This is a genomic window from Embleya sp. NPDC059213 (genome assembly GCF_042754445.1).
Taxonomy (GTDB): Bacteria; Actinomycetota; Actinomycetes; order Streptomycetales; family Streptomycetaceae; genus Embleya.
Window position 1 is genome coordinate 1 of the sequence record NZ_JBHZAV010000254.1, and the last position, 11,551, is coordinate 11,551.

Here is an 11,551-nt window from a genome sequence, read left to right on the forward strand (position 1 = left end):
GGACGCGGGCGCGGCGGACCCGGGGGCGGGCGCAGCAGACGCAGGTGCGGGGGACGCGGGCGCGGCGGACGCAGGCCCGGCAGACTGGGGCGCGGAGGACGCAGGCTCGGCGGACCCGGGGGCGGGCGCGGCGGACGCAGGTGTGCTGGGCGCGGGAAGCGCGGCGTGGGTGGGGGCCTCGGCGGGCTCGGGCTCGGGGGGCACGTCGTCGGATCCCCTGCCGGCGGCGTCGGACGCGTCGGCGACCGGCTCGGGGGACGCGGCGGCGCCGGCGGGCGCCGGGAGCGCCGGGCCGGCAGCGGCCGAGGCGCCGGTCCCAGGCTCGGGAGACACGCCGGCGCGTTCCCTGTCGGCTGCGACGGACCCGTCCGTGGCCGGCTCGGGGCGCTCGGCGGCGGGGACGCCGCCGGGCCCGGGTGTGGCGGTGGCTTGGCCGTCGGTGGTGGGCTCGGGTGCGGGCGTGGGCTTGTTGGTGTTCGGCCGGTGGGGGCCGCCTTGGGTGGCGGTCATCGGTCGAGCACAGACGTCGGGTGGGGGGAGGTGGTCTGTCGGGGTGGTGCGCCGACGATCCGCCCGCCGGTCGCCGACCCGGACCGGCGTGTGCCTGCGGGCCATCGATCGTTGCCGGTCATGCCGGGGCGACGGCTCCCTCGGCGGTCGGCTGCCGGGGCACCGAGGGCGTGGCGGCCGGGCGGCGGCCGAACATGTCGATCGCGTTCAGCGGCCGGTTGCCGGCGATGACCTTGGTGAAGCTGACCTTCTCGCTGGCGGCGGTGAGCGCGCCGAGCACGAGCACCTTGGCCACCAGCCCCTTGCGCCCGGAGCCGGCCGCGAAGGCCACGCCCAGGGCCGCGCCGAGCGCGTTCGCGCCCGCGTCGCCGAGCATCGACTTCTCGCCCAGGTCCTCCGGCAACAACGCCGCCGCCGCGCCCACCGGCGCCGCCGCGAGGGCCGCCGCCGGCCCGCCCCGGAGCAGCCGCGGCGCGCCCGCGATCAGGACCGCCTTGGCCGCGCGGCCCGGCCGCAGGTCGAACAGGTTGATCAGGTTGGCCGTACCGGCGACCACCACGCCCGCGAGCAGCTTGTCCACCGGCCGTCGCTGCACGAGCGCGCCGGCCGCGAGGCCCGCCGCGCCGAGTCCGACGATCTTGACGCCGCCGCTGGTGAGTTCGCCCTTGGCGAGCGCGCCGAGGTGGCCCTTGAACCCGCGTCGATCGCTCGACCCGGCCATGTCGTCGTACGTCCCGAACCCGGCCCCGGCAACCGCCGCCAACACGCCGGCCGCACGCCACCGGCCCGGCACGCCCGGCGCGCACGCGGCGGCCACGGCCGCGCCGACCGCCGTCGCGGGACCTTCGAGCAGGGTCAGCACCTCGCCGCGGTGATTGCGCCGCTCCCACAACGCGGCCTCGCCCGGCGGGCGGCGGGTCAGCGCGGCGTACGCGGCGCGGGCCGCGCCGGTCGCGGCCAACGCGGTCGCCAGGCGGCCCGGCCGGCCTCGGCGAACCGCGACCGGGCCCTCGACCCGATCCGTGACACGAGCGGGGGCAGCGGCCTTCGTCACGACGTCTCCTTCTTCGGCAGCTCCGGCAACGGACCGTCGGTGGTGCCCGTCGTACCGTATTGACCCGAACTGCCCTGCTTGTCCTCGACCACCAGCGACCACACCACCGCGACCTGACCCACAGGCGTGTCGGCGGTGTCCACGGTGGAAACGGCCTTGGCGGTTTGATCGTTACGGCGCAGCGCCCAGATCACGCCGTTCTCCTGCGCGGCGGACGCGGTACCGGCCATGACCGTACCGTCGTCGCCGGTGTCCAAGGCGCGCGCGAGCGAAAGATGGATGTTGTTGATCCGGCCCGGGTCGTCCCCACCGGTGGCCCCGGACGGCGCGACGATCACGACCAGGTCGGCGCCGGTGGCCGGGTTGTCCTTGACGTCGACGAAGCCGGCCTCCTTGAGCTTGGTCAACGTCTCGGTCGCGGCCTGCGTGTTGTGCGTCGCGGGGGTGGTGCTGCCGTTGTTCGGGTTGGTGTTCTGGCCCGGGGCGCCCGACGCCGGGGGCTGGCCCGACGTCTGGCCGCTCGGCGGCGCGGACGTGCCGCCGGTGCCGGTCGGCGGCGCGCCCGACGCGGTCGTGCCGGGCGTACCGCTCGCGGGTGGCTGGGTCGAGGTACCGCCGGGCGTACCGCTCTGCACCGGCGGCAGCGTCTCGGTGATCGCGCCCGCGAGCACCCGCGCCGCCCGGTCGGTCGCCGACCCGGTCGGGAAGGCGGTGGCGTTGGTGCCCAGCGCGGTGACCAGTTCGGCCTCGCGCTTGGGGTCGGTCCAGGCGCCCTTGATGCCCACCTGGCCGGTGACCGTCGCGGAGGCGCTGTCGAGCAGCTTGACCATGCTGTCGGTCAGCTTGGTGTCCGCGCCGGGCAGCGCGACCACGACCGCCTTGTGGCCGGCGAGCTTGCCCTTGACCAGCTCGGGCCCGACGGTGTTCATGATGCCGTTCAGGTACCGCGTACCGGCGTTCGCCCGATCGAGTTCGCGACGCAGCCCTTCGTTGTTCCGGGCCAGGTCCTGGACCTGCGTGTCGAGCCCGGTGACGGCCGCCTCCTTGAGGAAGGACGCGCCGAGTACGAGCCCGACCGACAGGGCCAGGAAGACCGCGATGATGGAGACGACGTGATATCTGAAGTCGATCAACTGAACAGTCCCTGGAGCCAGTAGACGAAGGCGTCCCACTGTGCGCCGAACACGTGGAAGTACGCGCGCCCGAGCGGGGTGACCCGCACGGTGACCGCGATGGTGACCAACGCGGCGAGGCACAACATGAGCAGCGACGTCGTGGAGATGCGGCTGCGGTACAGACGGCTGACGCCCTTGGCGTCCACGAGCTTGCCGCCGACCCGCAGTCGCGTGAGGAAGGTGCTCGCCATGCCGGCCCGGCCCTTGTCCAGGAACTCGACGAGCGTGAGGTGGGTACCGACCGCGACGATCAGACTCGCGCCGCCGTCGTCGGCGAGCAACATCGCGATGTCCTCGCTGGTCCCGGTGGCGGGGAAGGCGATCCCGTCCACCCCGAGTTCGTCGAGGCGTTCCATCCCGGGGGCGCGTCCGTCGCGGTACGCGTGCACGATGATCTCCGCGCCGCAGCGCAGCGCCTGGTCGGACACCGAGTCCATGTCGCCGACGATCATGTCGGGCTTGTAGCCGGCCTGGAGCAGCGCGTCGGCGCCGCCGTCCACGCCGATCATCACCGGGCGGTACTCGCGGATGTACGGCCGCAGCGCGGCGATGTCCTCGCGGTAGTGGTAGCCGCGAACCACGATGAGCACCTGGCGGCCGTCGATCCGGGTCCGGATCTCCGGGACGCCGACGCCGTCGAGGAGCAGTTCGCGCTCCTCGCGGATGTACTTGAGGGTGTTCTCGGCGAACGCCTCGATCTGCTCGGACAGCCCGGCCCGGGCCTCCTCCATCGCCGCCGCGACCGATTCCGCGTCGAGCAGGGTGCCGACGGCGATCGGGTCGTCGCCGCGATACAGGACGTTGTCCTCGACCCGGACCAGCTCGCCCTCGCGGACCCGGTCGAGCACGCTCCCGCCGACGTTGTCCAGGAGCGGTACCCCGGCCTCCACGAGGAGCTGCGGCCCGATGTTGGGGTAGCGCCCGCTGATGCTCTCGGCGGCGTTGACCACGGCGGCCGGCCGGCACTTGACCAGCGCCTCGGCGGCGACCCGGTCGAGGTCGCCGTGGTTGATGATGGCCACGTCTCCGGGCCGAAGCCGCTTGGTGAGGTCCTTGGTACGCCGATCGACCCGGGCAAACGAACCGGTGACCTCGGTATGCCGTCGACGACGCAGCGCGGGAATCCTCACCGGCGCAATCCTGCCATGCGCGGTATTTTCCAGCGGCCTCCGGCCATTCCTGTGAGACGGCTCTCCGGGCCGGTTCGGCGGCTCCGCCGCTCCCCCCGCAAGCTCGTCGACCGCTTCTCGCCGACCCGGTCACCGGCGCCGACCCGCCGAAAGCCGGCCCAATTCGCACCACCCGCGAGGCGGCGACCGGGCCGAGGTCGCACCGACACCCCGAGCAACGTGGCCTGCGTCACGGCCCGCCCCGGGGCGAAACCGGAGCACGCCTGTTACACGAACCACCCCGGACGACGAAGCCGACTCACGACGACGGGAGCCACGGGCCGGGACGCAACGGGATGAGGGGTGACGGAGCGCGCCGTGCTGCACCCGACGGCGGGTTGCGGGGGCCGGACCGGTCCACCTCGCGGCCTCTGCAACCCCAACCCTCCGCACCCGACGCGACGAATGGAGCGGGTGGGCACACAGCCCAGCCATCGAGGACGCAACCGCAACCCACCCGCGCAGCCCCGCCCCGTCCCCCATCCGGGGGATCGAGATCGATACGCACGCCGATGCGCCCACCCCCGCACCGCCGAAAAGCTGGTCCACATGCAGACCACGGACCCCACGACTCCTCCTGTCCCACACCCGACCCGCACCCACCCTCGGAGCGTGCTGCTGCGGCGCCGGCTCGCGTGGGCGGCGGTGCTCGCGTGTTCGCCGTATTTGGTGTTGAAGCTGCTCTGGGTCGTCGGGATCGACGTGGGTGTCGTACATCCCGACGAGCTGAATCGCGCACAGTGGGCGGCGGCGAACGCGCTCACGTTCGGGATGGACGCCATCGCCGCGGCGATCGCGTACACGCTCACCCGTCCCCGCGAGACCCGGATCCGGGCCTGGCTGATCACCCTGCCGCTGTGGGTGGCCTCGGGTCTGCTCGTGGTGATCATGCCGGCCGTGCCGCTCAGTCTGCTGGGCGCGGCGGTCGGAGACGCCGGCAATCCGTTCGCGGGCGACGATTTTCTCCGGCCCTGGGTGTACGCGATCGTCTACGGCGGCTTCATCGTGGAGGGCGCGGTGTTGATCGGCGCCTTCGGGCTGTACGTCCGCGAACGCTGGGGTGCGTTGTTGCGGACCCGCGTTCGAGCCCTGCCGGATCCGGCCGGCACCCGCGACGCGCAACGTTTCCTCGGTACCGCCGCCGCCGTGCTGCTCGGCGTCGCGGGGGTATTGCGGATGACCTGGGCACTGGGCTCGGAGCTCGGGATGAGCGGGCGGTGGATCGCCGACCGGAACGCGACCGGGCGCTGGATGGACGGCGTGCAGGGCGGCCTCGCCCTGATCGGCGCGGTGGGCCTGATCGTGCTGGTGTACCGGGTCGGTGGCGCGCGGGTCCGAGGCCCGTTGGCGATGGCCTGGTTCGGGGCCGGCAGCGCGTTCGGATGGGGCGGCTGGATGGGCCTGATCAGTGCCGGCGCCGCCCCCGACAGCACGTTGGCGGAGCGGACCTCCGGATTGCTCCACCTTGTCTACACTGCCGAAATGATCACCGGCGTACTGGCCCTGACCATCGGCTGGTTCTTCCTGACCGAATGCGCCCACTCCTTCGTCGCGAACCCGACGGCACACCCCGACCGAACCGACCGGACCGCGCAGCGCGAGCCGATCATCCAGGGCCGGCCGGCCGAACACACGGTCGCTGGGACGGCGTCGGGTCGCGGAGCGCGACCGGGTGGGTCCGTGGTCGAGTCGTCGGCCGGATGATCAGGAGGTCGGCACGCCGACTGCTCGGGCGGCGGGCTCGGTTGCGGTGGGTGCATCTGGTGCTGGGGGGCGCTCTGTTGATGCCCTTCCATCTCGCCGCGCTCACCGTGCTCGCGGCCACCGGACTGCTTCGGGACACGCCGGCCGAGCCGATCACCTCGCAGTTCGTCGCGCTGGCCTGGGCGCTGCCGTTCGTGGCGGTGGCCGGGCTGGTCCCCCTGGTCCGCACCCTGGAGGGGAACGCCGCACGGGTGTTGTGCGCCCCGAACGGCGAGGTGCTCAGTGCCCCGGCCACAAGTGCGGCGGCACGGCGACGGGCCTCCGCGTGGTTCACGTTGCACGCGCTCGTGGGCGGTGTGGTCGCCGGTGTCTCACTCGCCGCGCCACCCGGCGGTGTGGTGTTGCTCGTGCTGCCGCTCGCCCCCGCGCTCGCCGACGTCTTCCCGTGGGCCGAACCGGCCCATGCGCTCCCGATCGCCTGCATACCCGTCGGCCTGGCGCTGCTGTTGCTCCCGCTGCCCGTATCCGCCGCCGCCGGCGCCTGGCTGGCCCGGCTCGCCCCGACCCTGCTCGGCCCGACCCCCGCCGATCGCCTCGCCCTCGCCGAGCAACGCGCCGAACGCCTGGCCGAACGGGCCGGGATCGCCCGCGACCTGCACGACTCGGTCGGCCACGCGCTCAGCGCGGTCGGCATCCAGGCCGCCGCCGCAGGTCGCCTGCTCGACCGCGACCCGGCCTTCGTCGCCCGGGCGTTGGCCGCGATCGAGGACACCGCCCGCGACGCGGTGGCCGAACTCGACCACGTATTGGGCCTGCTGCGGGAGGAATCCGCCCCGGCCGCCACCCCGGCACCGTCCCTGGCCAACCTGACCGACCTGATCGCCCGCACCCGCGCGGCCGGCGCCGAGGTCGACCTCGATCTCGAACTCGGCCCGGTGGGCGGGGTGGACGGCCTGCCCCGGCTGGTCTCCCGCGAGGCGTACCGGATCGTCCAGGAGGGCTTCGCCAACGCCCTGCGGCACGCGGGCGAGGTCCCGATCCGGCTGCACATCGCGGTCGTCGACGGCCGATTGGCGATCGACCTGAGCAATCCCGCCGGCGCGTCCCGGACCACCCGCCCCGGCGGCGGACGCGGCCTGCGCGGCGCCGCCGAGCGAATGGCCGTACTGCGCGGCACCTTCGCCGCCGGCCGCCACGACGGCCGCTGGCACCTGACCGCCCGCATCCCCCTGGAGGGACAACCGTGAACGACCCGGTACGCGTCCTGATCGCCGACGACGAAAGCCTCGTCCGCGCGGGCCTGTACGCCATCGTCGCCGCCGAGCCCGACCTGGAGGTGGTCGGCGAGGCCGCCACCGGCACGGCGGCGGTCGCGGGCGCACTCGAACTACGTCCCGACCTGATCCTGATGGACGTCCGCATGCCCGACCTGAACGGCATCGAGGCCACCGCCCGAATCCTGCGCGAGGCCCCGAGCCCGCAGCCGAGGGTGCTGGTCGTCACCACCTTCGAGAACGACGAATACGTCTACGACGCGCTGCGGGCCGGCGCCCACGGCTTCCTCCTGAAGCGGGCCAGGGCGGACGAAATGGTGCACGCGATCCGCACCGTCGCCCGCGGCGACTCGCTGCTCTTCCCCTCCGCCGTGCGCGACCTGGCCCTCAGCCGCTCGTCGGCCCGCACCGCGAACGCCGAGCTGCAAACCCGCCTCGCCCGCCTCACCGACCGCGAGCGGGAGGTGCTGCGCCTGATCACCTTCGGCCTGTCCAACACCGAGATAGCCGACCGCACCGGCCTGGGCTCGGAGACGATCAAGACGCATGTGGCCCGGGTGCTGGGCAAGTTGGGTGTACGCGACCGAACCCAGGCGGTGATCGCCGCCTACGAGAGCGGCTTCGCGACGGCAGGCGGGACCGGGTCACGGTAGCCGGCGAAAGCTACCTACCGCATCGGTGCCGGGCGCGCCGGGGTCGTCGAGGCCCGTGTGGGCGGCGGCACGGTGGGGCCGTTGTCGGTGGCCGGGCCCCGGGCGGTCGGGTCGTCGATCAGGGTGCAGGCGGCCACCGGGCCGTCGGCGAGTCGGTAGGTGCTGGTGCTGCCGGTGCTGTCCGAGGCGTATGCCCGGCGGCCGTCGCGGTAGCCAGGATCCGGGACGTCCTTGGCCAGGGTCTGGGTCATGGTCACGGTGATCACCAGGGTCGTGTTCGCCGGCATCAGCTCCGGGCGCACCTCGGTCCACAGTTGGCTGTAGAACTCCAACTCCTTGTCCGTCATCCTGCGATCCGTCGGCTCCGGGAGCCAGTGGTAGATCGCGTTCAGGTCGTCGTCGGCGATCGCATGGGGAGCGAACCGCCCGGGAGCGCACTTCCTGCCGTAGGGCACGTAGTCGACGACCGCCGGCAATCCCAGGTCTCGCAAGCGCTGTTCGAGGCCCTTGGGATTGCGGAACTCGTCCACCTTGAACAGGATCCCGCCGTCGGGACGCTTGACCACCTCGAAAGGTTGCGCCTCGGCGGAGCTGCCGCTGAACAACGGCGCGCCCAGGCCGATTCCGCTCGCGAGCACCGCAGACGCGGCCAGGCCGTACAGGGCACGCCTGCCGCGGCGGGAAGTCGCCGTGGCGGGTGGCGGCTCGGTCGCCGGTCCGCCGGCCGCGGCCGTGTCGGCGGCGAGCGCCTTGAGTTCGTCCAACGCGCGTTCCTCGAAATTGATCATGCCTTCGCCTCCGCCTGCACGTGTGCCGTCCGGGTCTCTCGGTGTGGCTCGGCCGGTGGCGAGCCCAGTTCCTTCGCGAGTCTTCGGCGGGCCCGGTGCAGTCGCACCCGCGCCGCGACCGGACCGATGCCCAGCACGCGCGCCGCCTCGACGGGGGTCAGGCCGTCGACGCTGACCAGTTCGACCACCGCGCGGTCGTCCTCGGACAGCCGCTCGATCGCGCGGTAGATGTGCCGGGCGGCCGCCGCCGCGTCGAGGCGCTCCTCCAGCCGCAGGATGTCGTCCTCGTCCAGCACCCGACGGCCCGCCATCCGCCGCGACGCGTCGGCCTCGCGGGCCGAGCGACGGCGCTCGCTCGCGACCACGTTGCGGGCCACCCCGTACAACCACGCCAACTCGCCGCCCGGGCCGCCCCGATAGGCCCCCGCCGAACCCATCGCGGCGATGAACACCTCGACGGACAGATCGGCGGCCGACTGCGGGTCGTCCACCCGGCGGGCCACGAATCGACCCACCGCGTCGACATGTCTGCGGTAGAACGCCTCCAGGAGCGCCGGGTCCCCGGCGATCCCCCTGACCGCTTGCACTTCCGGTCCATCCAAGGTGGGCTCCTCGCGCCGCGCCGTTGTTGCCTGTCACCTCTCTTGTGGCGGCCGCCGCCGAGAGCGTTACAGGTCGCCCGGCGCGGGACTCGGCACCGGGTGCGGCCCGCCCCGAACGGGTCGGGCCGCGAGATGACGCCCCCTACGGCGAGGTGGCCGGCCTCGGTATCAGGATGTTCGTCATGGGTAACGACCGAGGCTCGGGCAGGGTGGTCCCCACCAGGGCGCGGAACCTGCGCCAGGCGCTCGCCGGCTTCGACGGTCGCGCGGAGCCGGGCGGCGTGCTGTCGCCATCGGTGACGGTGACGGTGACGGTGATCGTGACGTCGGTCTCGGCATGACCATCGGCGTCGGCATCGGCATCGGCATCGGCATCGGCATCGGCGTGGACGTGGACGTGGGCCTCGGCGTCGGTACCGGCCGGGATCGCCGCCTCGGGAGCCGTGCGTCGGGCCAATTCCTCCCGCGTCCGGAGCAGTTCCGCCCTGTTGCTCTCCAATTCGTCGAGGATGCTTGCGACGGCCGTTCGGGCGCGCCGTCCCCGGCGGTGCGCGTCCGCCCGGTCCCAGGCTCGCGCCCAGGCATGCATGGCGGTGCTGTCCGGCCCGGCACCGGTGCAGACGCCGACGAGACAGAGCAGCATCTGCTTCGAGACCATGCGTTTGCCGGACAGAACCGCGCCCAGGGTGCTGTGCGGCAGGAAGCTGACGCCGTCCACCCGGGCGGCGTCCTCCAGTTCGCGCAACGAGCGGTAGCCGCGGGCCTTGCGCATCGCGCGCATGGCGTGCAGCAACTCCAGGGGTTCCGAGATGTGTTCCGGAGGCAGCACCGTGCGCGCCGCCGTGACCGGTTCGGCCCGTGCCGCAGTGCGGGCCACCGCGTCGGCCGCCGCGTTCCACAACCGTTGGGCCTTGTACGCGTTGCCGTCACACTCCTCGATGTAGGCCCGCACGGTCTGCCACTTGGGCGGCTTGATGCCCTGCTCGGCACGAAAGAGCTTGGTGTGGGTGACCGTCCAGTCCTGACCGGTCGTCTTCTGCGCCATCTGACGAAGACTCAACCCCGCAGCCAGGCGCAGTGACTTGAGCCACTGCGCCTGGACCATTACCGGGTCGGGCTTCGCCAGGGCGCCGGTGGGGCGCCCCACGCCCGGATCAGACGGTCCGGCGCGGCACGAAGACCGCGACCAGGCGACGGATGATCTCGGCGCCGATCACGCCGCCGACGGTGAGGATCGTGGTCACGCTCTCCATCGTGTACCCGCGGACGGTCAGGCCCGCGGCGATGACAAGGATGACGACGACGACGATGACGGCCGACCCGGGCAGCGCCGGGCCGGTCGTCGGGATGGGCGGGCACCCACACAGGGTGCGCCGATTCTTCAACGGATCCTTCTTCAAGGCAGGTACTCCCTCGACTCGTTGCCACTCGACCGAGCCCTCGGGGGTGGTGCTTCGCACGTCTTGCAGGACGGCGACAACCGAGTACTCAGGACCATCGTCAAGCCCTTAACCACACGGCGTAAAGGCGCGCCTACCCTGCGTGTTTCACGGTGTCCCACTTGGAAATGCAACAACTTTTCGCCATTGCCCGAGGTCAACGCCGCGAGCGAGGAACGACCCCGGTGCGTGTTCCGTGCGTAGTCCGCGATCTATCACCTACGAGGTCTGGCAACCCGAGCCCCCACGAGGCAACCTCAGTGCGTAACCGTTCCCGGAGGAGTCCCTCGGGGGAGAGCATGCTCGTTCCGCCGCGGGAGAGGTGACGATCCGATGATGTGCATGGCGATCTCCGTGCTGGTCCCGCTTCATGTGCGATCCGTCCCCGGCCTCGCATCGCGGTCCCCGCGAAGCGCATCCCGGCCGGCGCTCTTTCCGCAGGTGGCGCCGGAGCCTTGACCCTGATCCGGGCGGTCCGTGGCCGCCGCGCGAACGAAGGACGATGACGAAACCGCCTTTGCCCGGCGTGCAGGTCAGCGGGCAAGGAGCATCGTCGGTCGCCTTCCTTCCATGCCCATTTCCCGTAGCCCGGAAGGCATGGGGCCAAAGGCATGTCGCACCACTCCCGAGGTCACGCGTCTCCTTGAGCGCGGACCCTGGAACGCGGTCCACCCCGGCCGTTGCCACTCGACACAAACAGGGGAACGGATGTCTCTCGTTGCAGCGAAGGCATCCCTGGGCACGGCCACCTCGTGGTCGTGCACCCGGCTTCCGCGGCTGGTTCACCCCATCGGGCCGAACCACGATCGCGTATTCGACAACAGGTGGCCCCCGCCGATCCGAGCCCGCGCACGCCGCGTCCGTGCTGCGGGGCCGGGCTCGGCGGCGCGGAATGTGGCCGAATTCCCGGTCCCACACGGTCGACGCCCGGGACGAACTCCCGGCCGTGATCACGGCCGGGGGCCGGCGAGGCCACGACCCGCTCCCCCCGCCACGCAGCCGGCGCGTCGGCGAACTCGCCCGCGCCTTCGCCCTGCTGACGTCCACCGGTGCAACACCCACCGGGAGCAGGTGCCTCCGATCGGGGCGCGCACGACCTTCACCCACAACGGCGTCTCGATCCGGCCCGGCGGGGGCCACCGGCAGCCCTTCCGTTCGTGCCGACCTACAGCCACCGCCGTAA

At 72.6% G+C, this 11,551-nt stretch carries 10 protein-coding genes; 3 read left to right on the forward strand and 7 right to left on the reverse strand.

Going from position 1 to position 11,551, the window contains the following annotated elements; all coding sequences use genetic code 11:
- Window positions 1–628: 628 nt before the first annotated feature.
- The 3 genes from ACFXMF_RS43805 to steA are packed head-to-tail and all read right to left on the reverse strand — an operon-like array spanning window position 629 to window position 3,869.
- Window positions 629–1,564: a hypothetical protein gene (locus ACFXMF_RS43805; RefSeq protein ID WP_360318722.1), complete on the reverse strand. Its 936-nt coding sequence runs from the start codon at window positions 1,562–1,564 to the stop codon at window positions 629–631.
- Complete coding sequence (locus ACFXMF_RS43810; RefSeq protein ID WP_360318724.1) at window positions 1,561–2,697, reverse strand: copper transporter; 1,137 nt, start codon at window positions 2,695–2,697, stop codon at window positions 1,561–1,563. Before ACFXMF_RS43810 ends, ACFXMF_RS43805 begins: the two co-directional genes overlap by 4 nt.
- Window positions 2,694–3,869, reverse strand: a complete 1,176-nt coding sequence (gene steA, locus ACFXMF_RS43815) for a putative cytokinetic ring protein SteA (protein WP_360318726.1) — start codon at window positions 3,867–3,869, stop codon at window positions 2,694–2,696. Before steA ends, ACFXMF_RS43810 begins: the two co-directional genes overlap by 4 nt.
- Before the next feature lie 651 nt (window positions 3,870–4,520).
- Between steA and ACFXMF_RS43820 the strand changes: the two genes are divergently transcribed.
- Genes ACFXMF_RS43820 through ACFXMF_RS43830 form a run of 3 tightly spaced genes read left to right on the forward strand, consistent with a single transcriptional unit; the run spans window position 4,521 to window position 7,539 of the window.
- A complete protein-coding gene (locus ACFXMF_RS43820; protein ID WP_379992088.1) occupies window positions 4,521–5,612 on the forward strand; it encodes a hypothetical protein in 1,092 nt (363 codons plus the stop codon).
- Window positions 5,609–6,859 carry a sensor histidine kinase gene (locus ACFXMF_RS43825; protein ID WP_379992089.1) on the forward strand — a complete coding sequence of 417 codons (1,251 nt, stop codon included), beginning with the start codon at window positions 5,609–5,611 and terminating at the stop codon, window positions 6,857–6,859. Before ACFXMF_RS43820 ends, ACFXMF_RS43825 begins: the two co-directional genes overlap by 4 nt.
- Window positions 6,856–7,539, forward strand: coding sequence for a response regulator transcription factor (locus ACFXMF_RS43830; protein ID WP_360318732.1), 684 nt, complete (start codon window positions 6,856–6,858; stop codon window positions 7,537–7,539). The genes ACFXMF_RS43825 and ACFXMF_RS43830 overlap by 4 nt, the downstream gene beginning before the upstream one ends.
- A gap of 14 nt (window positions 7,540–7,553) precedes the next feature.
- Here the strand turns inward: ACFXMF_RS43830 and ACFXMF_RS43835 are convergent, their stop codons facing one another.
- From ACFXMF_RS43835 to ACFXMF_RS43850, 4 genes are all read right to left on the reverse strand, one after another.
- Window positions 7,554–8,327: a hypothetical protein gene (locus tag ACFXMF_RS43835; RefSeq protein ID WP_379992090.1), complete on the reverse strand. Its 774-nt coding sequence runs from the start codon at window positions 8,325–8,327 to the stop codon at window positions 7,554–7,556.
- Window positions 8,324–8,929 carry an RNA polymerase sigma factor gene (locus ACFXMF_RS43840; RefSeq protein ID WP_379992091.1) on the reverse strand — a complete coding sequence of 202 codons (606 nt, stop codon included), beginning with the start codon at window positions 8,927–8,929 and terminating at the stop codon, window positions 8,324–8,326. The genes ACFXMF_RS43835 and ACFXMF_RS43840 overlap by 4 nt, the downstream gene beginning before the upstream one ends.
- 142 nt (window positions 8,930–9,071) lie before the next feature.
- The gene (locus ACFXMF_RS43845) at window positions 9,072–10,076 is read right to left on the reverse strand and encodes a hypothetical protein (protein ID WP_379992833.1); all 1,005 of its coding nucleotides are present in this window, start codon (window positions 10,074–10,076) and stop codon (window positions 9,072–9,074) included.
- A gap of 7 nt (window positions 10,077–10,083) precedes the next feature.
- The gene (locus ACFXMF_RS43850) at window positions 10,084–10,329 is read right to left on the reverse strand and encodes a hypothetical protein (RefSeq protein WP_379992832.1); all 246 of its coding nucleotides are present in this window, start codon (window positions 10,327–10,329) and stop codon (window positions 10,084–10,086) included.
- Window positions 10,330–11,551: the final 1,222 nt, after the last annotated feature.